The sequence below is a fragment of the Aeromonas sp. DNRA1 genome (assembly GCF_963888745.1).
In the GTDB taxonomy this organism is placed as follows: Bacteria; Pseudomonadota; Gammaproteobacteria; order Enterobacterales; family Aeromonadaceae; genus Aeromonas; species Aeromonas hydrophila.
This window is the reverse complement of the sequence record NZ_CAWPKQ010000009.1, coordinates 22361-41951: the sequence shown is the minus strand read 5'-3', so window position 1 is coordinate 41951 and position 19591 is coordinate 22361. Positions and strand designations below refer to the sequence as shown.

General features: G+C 62.8%; 18 protein-coding genes. 6 read left to right on the top strand and 12 right to left on the bottom strand.

Features of this window, described 5'->3' with window-relative positions:
* Window positions 1-13: 13 nt before the first annotated feature.
* Complete coding sequence (gene ygfZ / locus AACQ43_RS20710; protein WP_168968584.1) at window positions 14-919, top strand: tRNA-modifying protein YgfZ; 906 nt, start codon at window positions 14-16, stop codon at window positions 917-919.
* A 13-nt stretch (window positions 920-932) separates the two neighbouring features.
* On the opposite strand, the gene AACQ43_RS20705 is transcribed toward ygfZ, so the two are convergent.
* Entirely contained in the window at window positions 933-1811 is an 879-nt protein-coding gene (locus AACQ43_RS20705; protein WP_011704739.1) for a LysR family transcriptional regulator, read from the bottom strand.
* 124 nt (window positions 1812-1935) lie between these two features.
* On the opposite strand from AACQ43_RS20705, the gene AACQ43_RS20700 reads away from it, so the two are divergent.
* The gene (locus AACQ43_RS20700; protein ID WP_011704738.1) at window positions 1936-2373 is read left to right on the top strand and encodes a PACE efflux transporter; all 438 of its coding nucleotides are present in this window, start codon (window positions 1936-1938) and stop codon (window positions 2371-2373) included.
* 95 nt (window positions 2374-2468) lie between these two features.
* Here the strand turns inward: AACQ43_RS20700 and AACQ43_RS20695 are convergent, their stop codons facing one another.
* On the bottom strand, window positions 2469-2810 hold the full coding sequence (locus AACQ43_RS20695; RefSeq protein WP_016349513.1) for a hypothetical protein: 342 nt from the start codon (window positions 2808-2810) through the stop codon (window positions 2469-2471).
* A 193-nt stretch (window positions 2811-3003) separates the two neighbouring features.
* On the opposite strand from AACQ43_RS20695, the gene cutA reads away from it, so the two are divergent.
* The 4 genes from cutA to AACQ43_RS20675 all read left to right on the top strand — a co-directional run bounded on the left by cutA (window position 3004) and on the right by AACQ43_RS20675 (window position 6073).
* Window positions 3004-3321: a divalent-cation tolerance protein CutA gene (cutA, locus tag AACQ43_RS20690; RefSeq protein ID WP_123059996.1), complete on the top strand. Its 318-nt coding sequence runs from the start codon at window positions 3004-3006 to the stop codon at window positions 3319-3321.
* Entirely contained in the window at window positions 3318-5099 is a 1782-nt protein-coding gene (locus AACQ43_RS20685) for a protein-disulfide reductase DsbD (RefSeq protein WP_076362661.1), read from the top strand. The genes cutA and AACQ43_RS20685 overlap by 4 nt, the downstream gene beginning before the upstream one ends.
* The gene (locus AACQ43_RS20680) at window positions 5089-5580 is read left to right on the top strand and encodes a GNAT family N-acetyltransferase (RefSeq protein ID WP_168968583.1); all 492 of its coding nucleotides are present in this window, start codon (window positions 5089-5091) and stop codon (window positions 5578-5580) included. Before AACQ43_RS20685 ends, AACQ43_RS20680 begins: the two co-directional genes overlap by 11 nt.
* Before the next feature lie 79 nt (window positions 5581-5659).
* Entirely contained in the window at window positions 5660-6073 is a 414-nt protein-coding gene (locus tag AACQ43_RS20675; RefSeq protein ID WP_077096116.1) for a hypothetical protein, read from the top strand.
* 181 nt (window positions 6074-6254) lie between these two features.
* Here the strand turns inward: AACQ43_RS20675 and AACQ43_RS20670 are convergent, their stop codons facing one another.
* The 10 genes from AACQ43_RS20670 to AACQ43_RS20625 all read right to left on the bottom strand — a co-directional run bounded on the left by AACQ43_RS20670 (window position 6255) and on the right by AACQ43_RS20625 (window position 19575).
* Window positions 6255-7559 (bottom strand): NAD(P)/FAD-dependent oxidoreductase, encoded by a 1305-nt coding sequence (locus tag AACQ43_RS20670; RefSeq protein WP_211162627.1) that lies wholly within the window; start codon window positions 7557-7559, stop codon window positions 6255-6257.
* Window positions 7560-7779: 220 nt separating this feature from the next.
* Window positions 7780-8859 (bottom strand): class II fructose-bisphosphate aldolase, encoded by a 1080-nt coding sequence (gene fbaA, locus AACQ43_RS20665; protein WP_011704732.1) that lies wholly within the window; start codon window positions 8857-8859, stop codon window positions 7780-7782.
* Between the two features lie 116 nt (window positions 8860-8975).
* Complete coding sequence (locus AACQ43_RS20660; protein WP_011704731.1) at window positions 8976-10139, bottom strand: phosphoglycerate kinase; 1164 nt, start codon at window positions 10137-10139, stop codon at window positions 8976-8978.
* Window positions 10140-10201: 62 nt separating this feature from the next.
* Window positions 10202-11212 (bottom strand): erythrose-4-phosphate dehydrogenase, encoded by a 1011-nt coding sequence (epd, locus tag AACQ43_RS20655; protein ID WP_010635047.1) that lies wholly within the window; start codon window positions 11210-11212, stop codon window positions 10202-10204.
* A 49-nt stretch (window positions 11213-11261) separates the two neighbouring features.
* Window positions 11262-12191 carry an ROK family protein gene (locus AACQ43_RS20650; protein ID WP_168968581.1) on the bottom strand — a complete coding sequence of 310 codons (930 nt, stop codon included), beginning with the start codon at window positions 12189-12191 and terminating at the stop codon, window positions 11262-11264.
* A 180-nt stretch (window positions 12192-12371) separates the two neighbouring features.
* On the bottom strand, window positions 12372-13439 hold the full coding sequence (gene hemE / locus AACQ43_RS20645; protein ID WP_024943205.1) for a uroporphyrinogen decarboxylase: 1068 nt from the start codon (window positions 13437-13439) through the stop codon (window positions 12372-12374).
* 142 nt (window positions 13440-13581) lie between these two features.
* Window positions 13582-14361: an NAD(+) diphosphatase gene (gene nudC, locus AACQ43_RS20640; protein ID WP_168968580.1), complete on the bottom strand. Its 780-nt coding sequence runs from the start codon at window positions 14359-14361 to the stop codon at window positions 13582-13584.
* 200 nt (window positions 14362-14561) lie between these two features.
* Window positions 14562-17726 carry a bifunctional proline dehydrogenase/L-glutamate gamma-semialdehyde dehydrogenase PutA gene (putA, locus tag AACQ43_RS20635; RefSeq protein ID WP_168968579.1) on the bottom strand — a complete coding sequence of 1055 codons (3165 nt, stop codon included), beginning with the start codon at window positions 17724-17726 and terminating at the stop codon, window positions 14562-14564.
* A gap of 269 nt (window positions 17727-17995) precedes the next feature.
* The gene (locus tag AACQ43_RS20630; protein ID WP_011704726.1) at window positions 17996-18601 is read right to left on the bottom strand and encodes a TIGR04211 family SH3 domain-containing protein; all 606 of its coding nucleotides are present in this window, start codon (window positions 18599-18601) and stop codon (window positions 17996-17998) included.
* Window positions 18602-18753: 152 nt separating this feature from the next.
* Window positions 18754-19575 (bottom strand): potassium channel family protein, encoded by an 822-nt coding sequence (locus tag AACQ43_RS20625; RefSeq protein ID WP_168968578.1) that lies wholly within the window; start codon window positions 19573-19575, stop codon window positions 18754-18756.
* Window positions 19576-19591: the final 16 nt, after the last annotated feature.

Sequence of the window (19591 nt, the reverse complement as noted above, 5' to 3'; positions counted from 1 at the left end):
GTGGAATGCCATCGTGAGCCTGCCAACCCTTCCCGCCGAGCCAACCCTGTTCCCTCTGACCGATCTGGCCATCACCAGCCTGAGCGGCCCGGATCGCGCCAAATACCTGCAGGGCCAGGTCACCTGTGACGTCAATGCCCTGCAGCCGGGCCAGCACACCCTGGGCGGCCACTGCGATCCCAAGGGCAAGCTGTGGAGTGATTTTCGCCTGCTCTGCCTGAGCGATCGCCTGCTGATGCTGACCAAGCCGTCGGTGCTGGCCCGCCAGCTGCCCGAGCTCAAGAAGTTCGCGATCTTTGCCAAGGTCGAGATCAGCGAAAGTCACGGCCAGGCGGTCGGCGTGGCCGGTCAGGGGACCGATGGCTGGATCGCAGAACAATACGGCCTGCAGGAGAGCGGCCTCATCGAGGGTGGCATGGCGGTGCGGGTCGAGGCCGATCGCTGGCTGCTGGTCAGCGAACAGCCGCTGGCGCTGACCCTGCCCAGCGGCCCCGAGTCTCTCTGGTGGGGACTGGAGATCAAGGCCGGCATCCCCCATCTGGAAGCAGTTCATCAGGGTGAGTACATTCCCCAGATGCTCAACCTGCAGGCGCTCGATGGCATCAGCTTCACCAAGGGCTGCTACATGGGGCAGGAGACGGTGGCCCGCGCCAAATATCGTGGCGCCAACAACCGCGCCCTGTTCGTGCTGAGCGGCACTGCCACTACACCTGTTGCCAGCGGCGACACCCTGGAGATCCAGCTCGGTGACAACTGGCGCCGCAGCGGCATGGTGCTCAACGCCTGGCAACAGGATGGCGAGCTGTGGCTCACCGCCGTGCTGCCCAAGGACACCGAGGCCGACGCTCGCTTCCGGCTCAAGCAGGAGGAGGGCTCAAGCCTGAGCCTGCAACCCCTCCCCTATCCGCTGACCGAGTAAGCGAAGAGCCCTGCTAGCGCGCCCGCGCCAGCAGGGCCTCCTTCAGCCAACGCCCCGCCTGCCCGAGCGGGCGGGCGCGATGCCACTGCAGCTCCAGCGCCAGCTCCGGCTGGGTAATGAAGTCCGGCTTGAGCACCACCACCTCGCCCCGAGCCAGCGGCCGGTGCAGCAGAAAATCGGGCACCGCCGCCCAGCCCAGTCCCAGCTTGACCAGCTCCAGCACCCCCAGATCCCCCTCGACCCACCACACCTGTGCCGACAGGCGGAAACGATGACGCTCCGTTCCTTCCCGCCGCCCCGTCACCATCAACTGGCGTGCCCCCTGCAGGTCGCTCTCCCGCAGCGGCGCCTTGTGGGCCAGCGGATGCTCGGGAGAGACCACCAGCGGCATGGGGACGCCCCCCAGCGAGCGGGCGACGATCTCCCGCTGCGGGTGCTCCTTCTGATAGCTGATGCCGAGCTGGGCACGGCCGCTGGTCAGCATCTCGGTGAGATCCTCCATCAACGGAAACAACAGCTCCAGCTCCACCGTCGGGTAGCGGGTGGCGAACCCCTCCAGCACAGAGCCGAGCCAGGGCAGGTGGGAGTCATCGTCGATGGCCAGGGTGAGGCGTGACTCGACACCAGTGGCCAGCTCGCCGGCGATGGCCTGCAGTCGCTCGCTCTGGGCCAGCAAAATGCCCGCCTCCTGGCTGATGCGTACGCCCGCCTCGGTCAGCACCGGATAGCGGCCGCTGCGATCGAACAGTTCGAGCCCCAGGTCTATCTCCAGATTGGCGATGGCGGTGCTGACCACCGACTGCGCCTTGCCCAGCTGGCGCGCGGCCGCCGAAAAGGAGCCGGCCTGTGCGGCGGCCAGCAATACCCTCAGTTGTTCCAGCGATGGATTCATCGTCCTGCTCCTGCAAATGCGGTAATCTATCTATTTTAGCGATGGATAACAACGTGAAACTATCAACAAATAGGGATAGATTGCCAACCAGTCAGTCAACATACCTGTTTAAAGAGAGGAATTTATGCGTACCCGCAACGACCGTATCCGCCATGCCATCGGCTTTGAAGTGATAGGTCTGCTCATCGCCGCCCCCCTGGCCAGCTGGGTCACAGGTATCGAGCTCAGCCACATGGGGCCGCTGGCCATCCTGTTCTCGGTGCTGGCCACCGTCTGGAACTATGTCTACAACATCGGCTTCGACAAGCTGCTGCTCAAGTACCAGGGTCACCCGCACAAGACCTTGTGGCAGCGCGTGGTCCATGCGTTCGGCTTTGAAGGAGGCTTCATGGCGCTGACCCTGCCGGTCATCGCATGGTGGCTGGATCTCGCCCTGCTGGCGGCTCTGGCGCTCAACATCGGCTTCGTGACCTTCTATCTGGTCTACGCCTTCATCTACAACTGGAGCTACGACAAGGTGTACCCGATCCCGGGACAGTGGCAGCAGAACGCACTGGGTTGAACGACGGCAAAAAACGGCAGGAAAAACGAGGCACCATCATGCAAGGGGCATGATGGTGCTGGGGGAGGACAAGCCCAACGGGCCTGCCGCGGCGTTCAGGCTTGTGCCTTCAGCTCTTCGGTCGGGGCCTCTGCCTCGGCCGATTCCTGCGTCAGCATGGCCTCGATGTCGCTCTGGTACTGGGTCAGCAGTCGCTGGGCCGCGACCATGTCACCCTTGTGCAGGCGCTCGAACAGATGGTGCTGCACCACGCCATTGAGATACTCCACCGTGACCGGTTGCTCGAGGGTATCCAGCAGCTCCTCTTTTTCCAGCTCGGCATTGATTTCATCGGCACTGGTACGCAGCAGACCGGCCAGTTGCACCAACATACGGCGCTCACCTTCGCGCAACAGGCTCAACATACGGTTTCTCTGCTGCTCATTCTGTTGGGTCATACATTTCCTTACGTCGAATGGGAACAAGCCCGCTCATTCTGCCTTGTCGCCCTGACAGCGTCTATCTCATGCCCCCCACTTATTTTCATGTCGCAGCCGCAAAGTGCGCCAGATGCTATTTGACCCGTCGCTAGGTATAGTAGCCACTGGTTTACGGGCGCCGAGCCGCCCCGATTGGACGAGATATTTCACCATGACCGACACCATTCTGGTGCTTTGCACCTGCCCGGATGAGGCCAGTGCCGACCTCATCTGCGCACAACTGCTGAACCAGCGGCTGGCGGCCTGCATCAATCAGCTGCCCGGCCTCACCTCCGTCTATCGCTGGCAGGGCAAAATCGAACGGGCCACGGAGATCCAGCTCATCATCAAGTCGCACGCCGCCCTGTTCGAGCCGCTGCGCCAGTGCATTCTTGCTCATCACCCCTATGAGGTGCCGGAGATCCTGGCGCTGCCCGCAAGCCAGGGCCATCAGCCCTATCTCGACTGGATAAAACAGGAAACCTCATGACACCGTCTCGCCTGCTCTTTCCCCTCTTGTTGCTCTGTGCCCTGCTGGCCGGCCTGGGCTCACTGCCGGCCCGCGCCAGCAGCACGGATCTGCTGAGCGCCCTCGGCATCGAGGCCAGCGCCCAGCCCAAATTTCTGAAAGTGGATGAGGCGTTCGTCCTCGAGAGCGAACAGCAGGGCAATCGGCTGCTGCTGCGCCTGCGCATCGCCGACGACTACTACCTCTATCGCCACAGCTTCCGCTTCAAGGGGGAAAACCTTGCCTTCGAAGAGCCGGTGCTGCCCGCCGGCACCGAGCATGAAGATGACTTCTTCGGCAAGACCCAGGTCTATTACCGGGAGGTGCAGATCCCCGTCACCCTGACCGAGGCCGGCCAGCAGGCCAGCCTCAAGATCAGCTATCAGGGCTGTACCGACGGCCTCTGCTATCCCCCCACCGACAAGCTGATCAGCATCCAGCCGCTCATCGCCCAACAGAGCGAGCAGCCTGACCAGCCCACCCCGGCCAGCAGCCAGCAGGATCAGCTGGCGGCCGCCCTCGGCAGTCAGGGCTTCTGGCTCAGCGTCGCCGCTTTCTTCGCACTCGGGCTCGGCCTCGCCTTCACCCCCTGCGTCTTCCCCATGTATCCCATCCTGACCGGGATCATCGCCGGGGCCGGCCATCATCTCTCCACCCGTCGCGCCTTCCTGCTCTCCTTCGTCTACGTGCAGGGGATGGCGGTCACCTACACCCTGCTCGGGCTGGTGGTCGCATCGGCAGGCTTGAAATTCCAGGCCGCGCTGCAACACCCCTACGTGCTGATCGGCCTCTCGGTGATGTTCGTGCTGCTGGCCCTCTCCATGTTCGGGCTCTACACCCTGCAACTGCCGAGCAGCCTGCAGACCCGGCTGTCAGGCCTCTCCAACCGCCAGCAGGGCGGCTCGGTAGCCGGGGTCGCCATCATGGGGATGATCTCCGGCCTGGTCTGCTCCCCTTGCACCACGGCACCGCTCTCCGGCGCCCTCATCTACGTGGCCCAGAGCGGCGATCTCTGGCTCGGCGGCGCTGCTCTCTATGCCCTGTCGCTCGGCATGGGGCTGCCACTGCTGCTGCTCGGCACCTCGGGTGGCAAGCTGCTGCCCAAGGCGGGCGCCTGGATGGACGTGATCAAGCAGCTGTTCGGGTTTGCACTGCTGGCAGTGCCCATCCTGCTGCTCTCGAGGCTATGGAGCGATCAGGTCACCACCCTGGCCTGGCTCGGCTGGGGGCTGCTGCTGTGCGGCTACCTCTATCATCACAACCAGCATCAGGGCCATTCGGTGGGTCGCAGCCTGCGCGGCTTCGTGCTGCTGCTGGCCATGATCAGCGCCGTGGTGGTGGGCAAGGATCTGCTGCTGCCGCCCCAAGGGGCCAGCGCAGCCGCTCAGACCGAGACGCCGGCCTTCATTCGCATCAAGACCCTGGATGATCTCAGGACCCAGCTGGCCGCTGCTCGCGGCAAGCCAGTGCTGCTCGATCTCTATGCCGACTGGTGCGTGGCCTGCAAGGAGTTTGAACACAAGACCTTCAGCGACCCGGCTGTGCGCGAGCGGTTCGGCCAGATGGTGCTGCTGCAGGCGGACGTCACCGCCAACGACGATGCCGATGTGGAGCTGCTCAACGGCCTCAACGTGCTGGGGTTGCCGACCCTGATCTTCTTCGACCGCGCCGGCAACGAGGTGAGCGGCCAGCGGGTCACCGGCTTTATGGGGCCGGCGGAGTTCCTCGATCACCTCGACAGGGTCAGCCATGCCAAGTGAACTGCGCCGATTGCAGGCAAGCGATGCACCTGCCTTGCAACGTCTGCTGGAACTGGCCCCTACCTATGAAGCGGCAGTGAGCGATGAGCCCCTCTCCGCACACGCAGCAGAAGAGGAGATGGTGGCGTGCCCACCCGGTCTGCCGCTCTCTGCCAAGCACCTCATCGGTCGCTGGGAAGAGGGGGAGCTGACCGCCGTCATCGATCTGCTGCGCGGTTATCCCGACCCGACCACCGCCTATCTGGGGCTGTTGCTGGTAGGGGAACCCTGGCAGGGGGCTGGCCGCGGTCAGGCGCTCTATCTTCACGCCTGCACGCTGGCTCGCTCATGGGGAGCCACCCAGCTTCGCCTGTCGGTCATTGCCAGCAATGAGTCCGCACTCTCTTTTTGGCGGCGCAGAGGGTTCACCGAGTGCTATCGTCGCGAGCTGGCTGGCTATCGGGCCGAGGCCATCGTACTGGAACGCGCACTGGAACCGTGAACCGAGGTTTGCCACTGCCCGTTCGCGTGGCACAATCTGCCCTCCCGTTTTGCTCTTTTTGCACCTGTTCGGAGTTTTGATGAAAAAGTGGTTCATCCCCCTGCTGGCCCTCTGGCTGTATGGCTGTTACGCAGGCCCAGGTGAAGAGGCAATCCGGACCCAGGTCACCGCCAAGTTGCAGGCAGACACCGACGCCAATCTGTTCGAAATCAGTGACTTCGCCATCCTGGACAAGGAAGAGCGCATGGAGGGAGTCTATCTGGTCAAGGTGAGCTACCAGCTCCACTTCAAGCAGGGGATAGAACAGCTGCAGGTGCTGCACGACGAGGATCTGGTCTATGACAGGGTCGGCCCCTTCCAGCAGGAGATGGGACTGATGGAGCTGGAACGCAAATACGGCGAGTTCGAGGCGGGCCAGGTGCTGCCGCAGCAGGCCGAGGTGTGGATGATGAAAACCGAGCAGGGCTGGCGTCTGGCCGAGCCCGCGCACTGACACGCAACCAGCCAAGATACCCAGGCTGACTCAGGCCTGGGTATCCGCCCTATCCCCTTGCTATCCGGCGTGCAGCCCCGTTCAACACACGGGATGGACGAGCGCTGATCGTTTCACTACCCCTCGATTCCTGCAGGAAGCTGCAAATTTAAGCAGGCGGACTAACCAGACCCGGCTTCCCTTAGAACAGATCCTTGAAACGGTACCAGAGCATGCCGAGCGCCAGCAGGGGCGAGCGCAGCGCTGGACCACCGGGGAAGGTCATGTGGGGCACGCTGCCAAACAGATCGAAACCCCGGCTCTCCCCCTTGATCGCCTCCGCCACCAGCTTGCCCGCCATGTGCGTGGCATTGAGACCGTGGCCGGAATAAGCCTGGGCGTAGAAGACGTTGGGCTGCTCCGGCAGACGGCCGATCTGGGGCAGCCGGTTGGCCCCGATGCCTATCATGCCGCCCCACTGGAATTCGATGGCGGTATCCGCCAGCTCGGGAAACACCCGCAGCAGCTTGGGCAGCATGAAGGCCTTGATGTCGCGAGGATCCCGGCCCGAATAGTTGCAGGCACCGCCAAACAGTAGCCGGCCATCGGCGGAGAGGCGGTAGTAGTCGAGCGCCACGTTCTGATCGCACACCGCCATGTTCTGCGGCAGCAGCCGCTGGCGCAGCCGCTTCTCCAGCACCTCGGTGGCGAGGATGTAGGAGCCCGCCGGCAACACCTTGCCCCCCAGCTCGGAGTTGAGGTCGTTGAGATAGGCGTTGCAGCCGATCACCAGGTAGTCGGCGCTGACCCGGCCGTGGGCGGTGGTGACCTGCAGCCGATCGCCATAGTCGATGTGCACCACTCTGGACTGCTCAAACAGGGCCACCCCCAGGCTGGCCGCCGCACGCGCCTCACCTAGCGCCAGGTTGAGAGGGTGCAGGTGGCCGGAGCCCATGTCGATCATGCCACCGATGTAGCGATCCGAGCCCACCACACTGTGAATATCCTCCCGTGCCACCAGCTTCACCTCATGCCGGTAGCCGAGGCTCGCCAGGTGCGCCGCCTCCTCTGCAAACCCGGCCAGATGGCGCTGACGGGTGGCGAGATCGCAGTAGCCCCAGCGCAGGTCGCAATCGATGTTGAAGCGCTCGATCCGCTCGCGCACCAGCTCGACCGCCTCCAGCCCCATCAGATCCAGCTCGCGTACCCCCTCTGCACCAATCCAGCGGGTGAACTGGCTGGTGTCGTGACCGATACCGCGAATGAGCTGACCGCCGTTGCGCCCGGAGGCGCCCCAGCCGATGCGGTTGGCCTCCAGCAATACCACCTTGTAGCCGGCTTCGGCCAGATTGATGGCGGTGTTGAGACCGGTGAAACCGCCGCCGATGATGCAGACCTCGGCATTCAGTTCGCCACTGAGCTCAGGCCACTGCTGATTGTCGTTGCGGGTAGCCGCGTAATAGGAGGCCACGTGCTCCTGATGGGGGTAGTGCTTTCCTGCCTGCATGCTCAGCATCCTGCCTTGATAGCGTTGCGTTTACTAAAATAAACGGTCTGTCATCGATAATACTCAGCCACCCGCCGCCAATCCAGCCCGCAGGGATCACAGAAATGCAAAAGGTGCCTCGAAAGACACCTTACTCACATCCGCTGGCGACCCCGCCATGCTGCAATGCAAAAGGCGCCCCGCAGGGCGCCTTTTCATGCAATCAAACTACCGTAACGAATTACAGTACGTCGATGGCGTTCAGGTCGGAGAAAGCCTTCTCCAGACGAGCGATCATGGTAGTCTGGCCGGCACGCAGCCATACACGCGGATCGTAGAACTTCTTGTTCGGCTTGTCGGCGCCTTCCGGGTTGCCCAGCTGACCTTGCAGGTAGGCTTCGTTCTTCTTGTAGAAGCCCAGAATGCCTTCCCAGGTCGCCCACTGGGTGTCGGTGTCGATGTTCATCTTCACCACGCCGTAGGAGATGGACTCGCGGATCTCTTCCAGAGTGGAACCTGAACCACCGTGGAATACGAAGTCCAGAGACTTGGCAGGGATGCCGAACTTCTCGGAAACGTACTTCTGGGAAGCGTCCAGAATCGACGGGGTCAGCTTGACGTTACCCGGCTTGTAAACACCGTGTACGTTGCCGAAGGAGGCAGCGATGGTGAAACGCGGGCTGATCTTGGACAGACGCTCGTAAGCGTAAGCAACATCTTCCGGCTGGGTGTACAGAGCGGACTGGTCCATGTGGCTGTTGTCGACGCCATCTTCTTCGCCACCGGTGCAACCCAGTTCCAGCTCCAGAGTCATGTTCATCTTGGCCATGCGGGTCAGGTACTCGCAGCAGATGTCGATGTTCTCTTCCAGAGACTCTTCGGACAGATCCAGCATGTGGGAGGAGAACAGCGGCTTGCCGGTTTCGGCAAAGTGCTTCTCGCCCGCGTCCAGCAGACCGTCGATCCACGGCAGCAGCTTCTTGGCGGCGTGGTCGGTGTGCAGGATGACCGGTACACCGTAAGCTTCGGCAACGGCGTGAACGTGCTTGGCACCGGAGATGGCACCGATGATGGCAGCTTGCTGGCCTTCCAGTTTCAGACCCTTACCGGCGGTGAACACGGCACCACCGTTGGAGAACTGAACGATAACCGGCGCTTTAACCTTGGCGGCAGCTTCCAGTACGGCGTTGACGGAGTCGGTACCGACGCAGTTGACGGCCGGCAGAGCGAAGCCGTTCTCTTTCGCGATGGCGAACACTTTCTGAACGTCATCACCAGTGATCACGCCGGGTTTTACGAAGTCGAAAATTTTCTTAGACATGTTTAATCGTCCTGTTCTCGTATGCCGTTAATAAAAAATGGGGGGTTCATCATGAACCGGCACAGCGGGCACATGATAAACGAAACGGGAGGCTTTTGCCCCCCGTCTCGGGTCAATTAGGCTTTGGCGCGCTGTTCCAGAATCGCAACAGCCGGCAATACCTTGCCTTCCACGAACTCCAGGAAGGCGCCGCCGCCGGTGGAGATGTAGGAGACCTTGTCGGCGATGCCGAACTTGTCGATGGCAGCCAGAGTGTCACCACCGCCAGCGATGGAGAAGGCCGGAGAAGCAGCGATGGCTTCGGCGATCACCTTGGTACCTTCAGCGAACTGGTCGAACTCGAACACGCCGACCGGGCCGTTCCACAGGATGGTCTTGGCGTTCATGATGATGTCGGCCAGGGCCTTGGCAGAGTCAGGGCCGATGTCGAAGATCATGTCGCCGTCGGTCACGTCAGCGACAGACTTGATGGTGGCCGGGGTGGACTCGGAGAACTCGGCACCGACAACTACATCGGTGGTCACCGGGATGTTGGTTTCGGCAGCCAGTTTCTTGGCGGTGTCGATCAGGTCGTGCTCGCACAGGGACTTGCCGACGTTGTGACCGGCAGCAGCGATGAAGGTGTTGGCGATGCCACCACCGACCACCAGCTGGTCAGCGATCTTGGAGAGGGATTCCAGTACGGTCAGCTTGGTGGAGACCTTGGAGCCGCCAACGATGGCAACCATCGGGCGCTCGGGCTTCAGCATGGCTTTGCCCAGGGCTTCCAGTTCACCCGCCAGCAGCGGACCGGCACAGGCGACCGGTGCGAACTGAGCCACACCGTAGGTGGAGCCTTCGGCGCGGTGAGCAGTACCGAACGCATCCATTACAAAGACGTCACACAGGGCGGCGTATTTTTTGGCCAGCTCTTCGGTGTTCTTCTTCTCGCCTTTGTTGAAGCGGCAGTTTTCCAGCACAACCAGCTCACCGGCGGCGACTTCTACGCCATCCAGGTAGTCTTTGGCCAGACGAACCGGGCAGGACAGTGCGTCTTTCAGATAGTTGACAACCGGAGCCAGGGAGAATTCTTCATTGTATTCACCCTCGGTCGGACGACCCAGGTGGGAGGTGATCATCAGCTTGGCGCCCTTTTCCAGAGCCAGCTTGATGGTCGGCAGAGTCGCCACGATACGTGCATCGGAGGTGACCTTGCCGTCTTTTACCGGCACGTTCAGGTCAGCACGGATCAGAACGCGTTTGCCCGCCAGATCCAGGTCAGTCATCTTGATAACAGACATATTCAGTCCTCTATATTTTCAGGTAATGTTAAAAACAGTAACCTTGCGCCCGGTGCAGACTCTCAGCCTGCGGCCATCATGGCCCGGGTGGTATCCAGCATGCGGTTGGCGAAGCCCCATTCGTTATCACACCACATCAACATCTTGACGAGGTTGGCATCGCTGACCCGGGTCTGGGTACCATCAATGATGCAGGAGTGAGCATCATGATTAAAGTCTACGGAGACCAGTGGCTCTTCCGTGTAATCCAGAATACCGCTTAATGTACCTCTGGATGCCCGTTGCAGGGCTTGATTTACGTCAGTAACCGTCACTTTTTTACGAACAGTAATACTGAGATCCATTGCCGTTACGTTGATGGTCGGTACCCGTACCGCGATCGCCTCGAACTTGCCGGCGAAGTGGGGGAGGATCCGCTCCAACCCCTTGGCCAGCTTGGTATCCACCGGGATGATGGACTGGCTGGCAGCACGGGTTCGACGCAAGTCGCTGTGGTAGGCATCGATGACTTGCTGATCATGCATGGCCGAATGAATTGTCGTAATAGTACCACAATTTATCTCGAATTCTCGATGCAATGTTTCGATGACAGGGACCACGCAGTTGGTAGTGCAGGAGGCGTTGGAGACGATCCGCTCGCGCCCCGTCAGCACCTGATGGTTGACCCCGTAGACGATGGTGGCGTCCACGTCCGCCTCGGCCGGATGGGAGAACAACACCTTGCCCGCCCCCGCCGCCAGATGCAGCTCGGCATCGGCCCGCGAGCCGAACACCCCGGTGCAGTCCAGCACCACGTCCACCCCCAGCGCCCGCCACGGCAAGCGCGACGGATCCCGCTCGGCGAACAGGGAGATGAGATCCTCCCCCACCAGCATGCTGTTGCCGGCCAGCTGCACCGGATGGTGGAACCGACCGTGGCTGGTGTCGAAGCGGGTCAGGTGCACCATGGCCTCGGGGGCGGCCAGCTCGTTGATGGCCACTATCTTGATGTTCTTGTCGCGGCCGCTCTCGTAGAGGGCCCGCAGCACGTTGCGGCCGATGCGCCCGTACCCGTTGATGGCAATCTTGATCATGAAAACTCTGGGTCCTTAGCTGGGACAAAGGGACAAGCGGATGGCTGACTCACGACAGCAGGGCATCCTGAAATTCACCGCGGGCCAGCAGTGCCGCCCCGAATACACCGGCGCTGTCCCCCAGGGCTGGAGCAATAATGGGGGTGGCGAAGCGGGGATTAAAGAGGAAGGGCAAAATAGTCTCCCGTCCCACGCTGTACAGGCTCTGCACGTTGCCGACCCCGCCGCCGATGACGATCACATCCGGATCCAGGATGTTGACCACGTTGGCCAGCGCCTGGCCAAACAGCAGATGCAGCCGGTCGATGGTGAGCTTGGCCACGTGGTCATGAGCCGTCGCCGCCGCTATCTTGGCCAGCGGGAGGTGACGTTTCGCCTTGGCCTCGTACCAGGCCTCCAGTGCCGGGCCGCTGATGAAGGTCTCGACGCAACCGCGCTTGCCGCAGTAGCACTCGGGGCCGTCGGGTGAGAGCACGTTGTGGCCCCACTCGCCGGCAATGCCGTGGTGACCGTTGAGGATGCGGCCGTTGATGACGATGCCGGAGCCCACTCCGGTGCCCATGATGATGCCGAACACAACCTTGGCATCAGGATGGTGCTGACGCACCGCCCCCAGATGGGTTTCCGCCAGCACGAAGCAGTTGGCGTCGTTGGCGATGAGCACCGGCACGCCGAGCCGGCGTTCCAGATCTTCCTTGAACGGCTTGCCGTTGAGCTCGGTGGTGTTGCAGTTCTTCATCAGGCCGGTTTGCGGATCCCGCGCCCCCGGCGTCCCCATGCCGATGAGGGTCGGCCGCTGACCGATCTTGTCGGCACACTCTGCCACCAGTTTGGCGATCTGACCGATCATGTGGTCATAACCGCCGGCACGCTCGGTGGGAATGCGATGGCGCAGCAGCACCTCGTCCCCGTCCAGTACCACGCATTCGCACTTGGTACCACCAAGGTCGATACCCCAATCCAACAACCTGTTGCTCATCCTGCCTCCAGCCATGACCTTGGGGCGTCAGGCCCGGGTGCACGTTGCCGTCCCCGCCTGCAGTCGACCGCCCGCTACCGGGTTGCAGTGTAACCCGAGCTGCGGTCAGGATGCAGCCCCCGCCGCAGACAGCAAAACGGGGCCCGCAGGCCCCGTTGTTCACTGTACTGTCGGCGGTGTTCAGCGGCCGTGGTACTGGGCAGACAGCTCGTGTACCGCATTGACGAACACGCCCGCATGCTCCGGGTTCACATCCTGATGGATGCCGTGACCCAGGTTGAAGACGTGGCCGTTGCCGTGACCGAAACCGGCCAGGATGGAGGCGACCTCTTCACGGATGCGGGCCGGGCTGGCGTAGAGCATGGAGGGGTCCATGTTGCCCTGCAGCGCCACCTTGTCGCCGACCCGGCGCTTGGCGTCGGCGATGTCGGTGGTCCAGTCCAGACCCAGCGCATCGCAACCGGTGGCGGCGATCTGCTCCAGCCACTGACCACCGTTCTTGGTGAACAGGGTGACCGGCACGCGGCGACCGTCGTGCTCGCGGATCAGGCCGTCGACGATCTTGTGCATGTATTGCAGGGAGAAGTCGCGGTAATCGCGCGGGGTGAGCACGCCGCCCCAGGTGTCAAACACCATGACCGCCTGGGCACCCGCCTTGATCTGGGCGTTGAGGTAAGCAATCACGCTGTCGGCCAGCTTGTCGAGCAGCAGGTGCAGGGTCATGGGCTCTGCGTACATCATCTGCTTGATCTTGGTGAACGCCTTGGAGCTGCCCCCCTCCACCATGTAGGTGGCCAGGGTCCAGGGGCTGCCGGAGAAGCCGATGAGCGGCACTTCGCCCTTGAGCTCACGGCGGATGGTGCGCACCGCGTTCATCACGTAGCCGAGTTCATCTTCCGGATCCGGCACCGGCAGCGCCTGCACGTCGGCCATGGAGGTGATCGGACGCTCGAAGCGCGGGCCTTCACCCTGTTCGAAGTAGAGACCCAGCCCCATGGCATCGGGCACGGTGAGGATGTCGGAGAAGAGGATGGCGGCATCGAGCGGATAGCGGCGCAGCGGCTGCAGAGTGACTTCACAAGCCAGCTCGGCGTTGCGGCACAGAGACATGAAATCCCCCGCCTGGGCGCGCGTGGCCTTGTATTCCGGCAGATAGCGGCCAGCCTGGCGCATCATCCATACCGGGGTCATGTCCACTTCCTGGCGCAGCAGGGCACGCAGGTAACGATCGTTCTTCAGCTCTTTCATCCCAGTTCCTGAGTCATATCCAGCATAAAATGGCGGATATGATACCACTTTGTGCGCGGCGGGGGGCGGCTCAAACGCCTGCCGCCGCCGTTGGAGTGCAAAGATGTGAAGGGGCGCAAACAAGCGCCCCTCTTTGCATCCCTCAGGCTTGGTCGCCGAGGCAGAGCGCGATCAGCCGCCGCGCGATGGTGCCGTGGGGCGGCAGCCTTGGCAGCCCGTCGGCCTCGAAGAAATCGGCGGCCACCAGCTCCTCGTCCTGCACCCGGATCTCGCCACTCTCATAATCGGCGGTGAAGCCCATCATCAGGCTGTGGGGAAATGGCCAGGGCTGGCTCGACACGTAACGCACGTTGCTCACCCGAATGCCGCTCTCCTCGAACACCTCCCGCGCCACGCACTGCTCGAGGTTCTCCCCCGCCTCCACGAAGCCGGCCAGCACGGTATACATGGGGTCCTCGGCCTGATAGTGACGGCGGTGGGCCGCCAGCAAGATGGCGGGCCCCTTGCGCACCGCCACTATGATGCAGGGGGAGATGCGCGGATAGACGACGTGGCCATGGCGGCACCCTTGCGCCCACTCCCCCGCCTTTGGGCTCATGGGGGCGCCGCACTCGCCGCAGAAGCGGTGGGTGCGGCGAAAGGTGGCGAGCTGCCAGGCGCGGCCAGCCAGCTGAAAGCCCGTTTCATCCCCGGCCACCATCAGCTGGCGCAGTGGGGTCAGAGCCTCGGTGTCAGCCGCCTCCCCCAGATCCAGCAACAGGCAGGGCAGCCCGTCCCACTCGTCAAAGCGCTCAAAGGCGGCATGCTGCAAGTGGCTGGGCAGACAGGCACGGGGGCCTTGTGGAATGCGCCCCTGGTCATCCAGCAGGACGAGGTGATCGCCCCCCAGCACGAACCAGCGGGCCTGTTCGGTTAATGGCATAGATGCAGCACTCTTTGTTGTGACGTCGGTCGGGATGCGCGCCCGGGACTGGGCGGCGGTGACGGATGAAAGCGACAACCGGCCACCATATTAAGACGCGTCAAGCCGGGTGGCGACCCCAAGATGGCGGCTTTTCAATGCTCATGAGAACGCCCATGAAAAAGGCCGCCCGCAGGCGGCCTGATGTTGGTCACGGTCGATCAGGCGTCGCCCATCGCCAGCAGGGAGGCGTTGCCGCCCACCGCCGTGGTGTTGATGGTGCGGGTCTTCTCGGTAATGAAACGGCTCAGGTAGTGGGGGCCGCCCGCCTTGGGACCGGTGCCGGAGAGGCCCTGGCCGCCGAACGGCTGCACCCCGACCATGGCGCCGATCTGGTTGCGGTTGATGTAGACGTTGCCCACGTTGATGCGGCTCGCCAGCTCCTCGGCATGGGATTCGTTGCGGCTGTGGATCCCCAGCGTCAGGCCGTAACCGGTGCCGTTGATGTCGCTGATCACCTTGTCCAGATCCCGGGCGGCGTAGCGCACCACGTGCAGGATGGGGCCGAACTGCTCGCGGGTCAGCTCGCGGATGGAGCCGATCTCCAGCGCGGTCGGCTGCACGAAGTGGCCCCCCAGGGTCACAGCCGGCATGGGCGCCTGGGCGATCAGGCGCGCGCGCGGGATCATGTGCACCAGGTGCGCATCCAGCCTGGCCTTGGCCTCGGCGTCGATGACCGGGCCCACGTCGGTGTTGTGCTCGGCCGGGTTGCCCACTTTGAGCTCCTGCAGGGCACCGGTCAAAATCTCCAGCACCCGCGGCGCGATCTCTTCCTGCAGGTAGAGCACCCGCAGGGCGGAACAGCGCTGGCCGGCGCTCTGGAAGGCGGCGCTCACCACATCGCGCACCACCTGCTCCGGCAGAGCGGTGGAGTCGACGATCATGGCGTTCTGGCCGCCGGTTTCGGCGATGAGCGGCAGGATGGCGCCATCGCGCTGGGCCAGGGTCATGTTGATGAGCTTGGCGGTCTCGGTGGAGCCGGTGAAGCAGACGCCGCCGATGCGGGCATCCGCCGTCAGCTTGGCGCCCACGGTGGCGCCGTCACCCGGCAGCAGTTGCAGCACGTCACCGGGAATGCCGGCCTGATGAGCCAGGGTCACCGCCAGGTGGGCGATGAGACCGGTCTGCTCTGCCGGCTTGGCGATCACGGTGTTGCCGGTGGCCAGCGCTGCGGCGACTTGGCCCAGGAAAATCGCCAGCGGGAAGTTCCACGGGCTGATGCAGACGAACACGCCACGGCCCTGCAGGAACAGCTCGTTCATCTCGCCGGTGTAGCCGGGCAGCAGGGTCGCCAGCCCCATCAGGCCACGGGCCTGCACCGCGTAGTAGCGACAGAAGTCCACCGCCTCGCGCACCTCGTCGATGCCGTCCTGCAGCAGCTTGCCCGCCTCGCGGGTGCACAAGGAGATGAACTGCTCGCGGTTCGCTTCCAGCAGATCCGCCAGCTTCTCAAGGGCGGCGGCACGCTCGCTCACCGGGGTCTCGCGCCAGCGCGGGAAGGCGGCATGGGCCGAGGACAGCGCCTGCTCCACCGCCTGCTCGTCGGCCCAGTGGATCTTGCCAACGGTGAGGCTCACATCCTGCGGGCTCAGCACCACGCGGGCCTCGTTGCGCTTGAGGGTCTCCCCATCGACGATGGGACCCGCCAGCCACTGCTTGCTCTCCAGCTCCTTCAGCTTGGCGAAGAAGGGGCGCTGGATGGAGACGATGTTCATGTTGACGCCGCTGGAGTTCTTGCGGTCGCTGAACAGGTTCACCGGCTGCGGAATGCGATCGTTGGCCAGGCTGGAGTAACGCTTGAGGGTACGCAGCGGGTGCTCGGCCAGGGAGTCGACCGGGGTGTTGGGGTCCACCAGCTTGTGGACGAAGGAGGTGTTGGCCCCGTTCTCCAGCAGGCGGCGCACCAGGTAGGGCAGCAGATCCTTGTGGGCACCCACCGGCGCATAGATGCGGCAGTGCAGGCCGGGATGCTCGTTCAGCACGGCGTTGTGCAGCTCCTCCCCCATGCCGTGCAGGCGCTGGAATTCGAACTGGCGATCACCGGCCATCTCCAGAATGCTGACCACGGTGTTGGCGTTGTGGGTGGCAAACTGGGGCGAGATGAAGCCGCGGGTCGGCTCGCTCAGCAGGTAGCGGGCGCAGGCGAGGTAGGAGATGTCGGTGCCCGCCTTGCGGGTAAACAGCGGGTAGCCGGGCAGGCCGGCCTGCTGGGCATATTTCAGCTCGCTGTCCCAGTAGGCGCCCTTCACCAGCCGCACCGGGATCAGGTCCCCCTGCTCGCGGGCCAGCCCGGTCAACCAGCAGAGCACCGGCAGGGCGCGCTTGGAGTAGGCCTGTACCACCATGCCGAGCTTGCCCCAGCCGCGGTTCGCCTCGGAGCGATAGAGCTGCTCGAACAGATCGAGGGAGAGCTCGAGGCGATCCATCTCTTCGGCATCGATGCTGATGGCCACGTCCTTGTCACGGGCGAGGCGCACCAGCCCCACCAGCCGCTCGCACATTTCGCCGAGCACCCGCTCGCGGTTGGCCACGTCATAGCGCGGATGCAGCGCTGACAGCTTGATTGAGATGGAGGGGGCCGGGCCGCCGTCGCTGATGCGCTCGTTGCCCACCGCCTCGATAGCGCGCTGGTAGTCACCGAAATACTTGTCGGCATCGGCCAGGGTCAGGGCGGACTCTCCCAGCATGTCATAGGTGTGGGTGTAACCCTTCTCGCGGGACTTGCGGCTCGCCTTGAGGGCTTCCTTCATGTCGCGCCCCAGCACGAACTGCTTGCCCATGATCTTCATGGCGGCGTACATGGCGGAGCGCACCACCGGCTCCCCCAGCTTGTTGACCATGCGGCCCAGCAGGTTGGCCGGGTTGCCGTCCAGCTTCTTGTCGAGCTTGATGATCTTGCCGGTCAGCATCAGCCCCCAGGTGGAGGCGTTCACCAGGGTGGAGTCGCTCTTGCGAAAATGGGACGACCAGTTGGCGCCGGAGAGCTTGTCCTTGATCAGGGCATCGGCGGTCTCGGCATCGGGAATACGCAGCAGCGCCTCCGCCAGGCACATCAGGATGATCCCCTCCTGGGTATCCAGGCTGTACTCCTGCAGGAAGGCGTCGATGCCGTCGCCGGAGCCGCTCTCCTTGCGCACCTTGGTCACCAGGGTGCGAGCACGCTGGGTCACCCGTTCCAGCGAGGCGCCATCCCCCGGCAGCATGGCCGACAGCTCGGCCAGATAGGCATTTTCATCCACCACGTAGTTCTGGGTGATGGCTTCGCGCAGGGCGGCCAGATCGGAGGGAACATAGTCAGCGGCAAGCACTTGGGTAGCTTTGAACATATGGGGTCTTCCTGTACGCCCTAGGGCTGATATCGACGAAGGCGGCCATGCCGCCGAAACGCCGATAATGTATACAATATCGACCCATAGATGAAATGAAATTGTTGCCTGTTATTAACAAAGATCGCTGATTGGCTCATATGACGCACTATATCGGCGCCATATGATAACTAGGCAAAATTCATCGCCTTATTTTGTATACAATTTTTCTCCAGGCAAAAAAGAAGGGTCGCCATGACGACCCTTCACTCTGCTTCCGACAGCGGTTGTCAGTTCATCCAGCGATCGCCGCGGCTGCGACGACGGGGCAGCATGGGCAACAGGATGCCGAGCAGGATGCCGCCACCCACCATGGCACCACCGCGGATGAACCAGTCCATCTGCATGTCGTGCTCCTGGTTGTCGTAGCTCTGGGTCAGGGCGTCGTTCTGCTCTTTGAGATTGCCCATCTCCTCGCTCTGGCTGGCCAGCTGAGCCTTCAGGCTGGCGATCTCCTTGCTCTGCTCGGCGATCTTGCCATCCTTCTCGGTGAAGCGTTTCTCGTTGTCACCGTTGAGGTTCAGCAGGCGGGCCTTGGCCTCTTCCAGCTCTTTTTGCACCTGGGGCAGCCGTTCGCGCAGGCTGATCTCGCCCTGCAGCTCGCTGCTCTTGATCCAGCCTTCACGGCCACGACCATCCACCACCTGGGTGAAACCGGCTTCGTTGTTCACTGCCTTGACGTCCAGCGGCTCACCCGCCTTGACGCTGCCAAGGATCCGGTACTGGGTACCCGGACCATTGTGAATAAAGGTAAAGATGTTGTCTGAAACATAACGGGTATCGGCCAGTGCCTGTTGGGCACACAAGCAGATCAGGATCCCGAGAAGGGCGCGCATGGTCGATCGGTTCTCTTCGTTTGGTTAGGTGACTGGCGAATGTTAAGCCGCCTGCGGGTCAAAGGACAAGCAAAGAAAAGTGGCGCCCCCCGAGCTGAGAGCTGACTCGCAACTTGTCTGCGCCGCGACGCGACCATTCCGGACGCCGCTGCCTATTTCTGTTTCAGTGCCTTCACCTCGTCCCGCAGGGCACGCAGCTCCTGCAACAACAAATCCTGCTGCGCACTCTGCTGATGGCGCCACTTCTCCAGCTCGCAATCCCCTCGTCCCGGCTGCAGAAACAGGCTGGCCATGAAACCGCTAATGGCGCCGAACAGGCCGACCCCGAACAGGATCAGCAGGCTGGCGACGAAACGCCCTTGCTCCGTCTTGGGCACCAGATCGCCGTACCCCACGGTCGACAGGGTCACCAGGGTCCACCAGAAGGCATCGTAAGGCGTCTGGATCTGGCTGCCGGGCTGGCCCGATTCGATCAGATACATGACCCCGGAACCGACCCCCAGCAGCAGGAAGAACAGGAACAGAATGCCGGAGAGGGTGGTCTCGTTGCGCTCGCGACGAAACATGGCCCAGAGATCCGGGTGCTCCTTGAACAGCTGATAGACCCGCCACAGCTGCAGCAGACGGGCCCAGCGCAGTTGCTCCACCATCGGCAGGCTGCCCGGCAGATAGAACCAGTTGGCCTTGAAGAAAGCCATCCGGTCGGAGGCGCGGGCCCAGCCATAGGCGAAGTGGGCGAGGAAGAAGTAGCAGATCAGGCTGTCGACGTCATAGAACAGTTGCAGGGTCTGGGGGGTGAGCTGGGCATGCCCCCACCAGCGGGCTGTGACCAGCAAAACCGAGATCACCGACAGAAACGCCATCAGCAGATCCATGGCGCGCAGATGAGTTAAGTGATGTCGCATACATTTTCCCACTTTAGGCACGGTGCGAATTAATAAAAAGGAAGATAATGCCGATAGTCCTGAGGACAAAGGAAAACCGGTCATT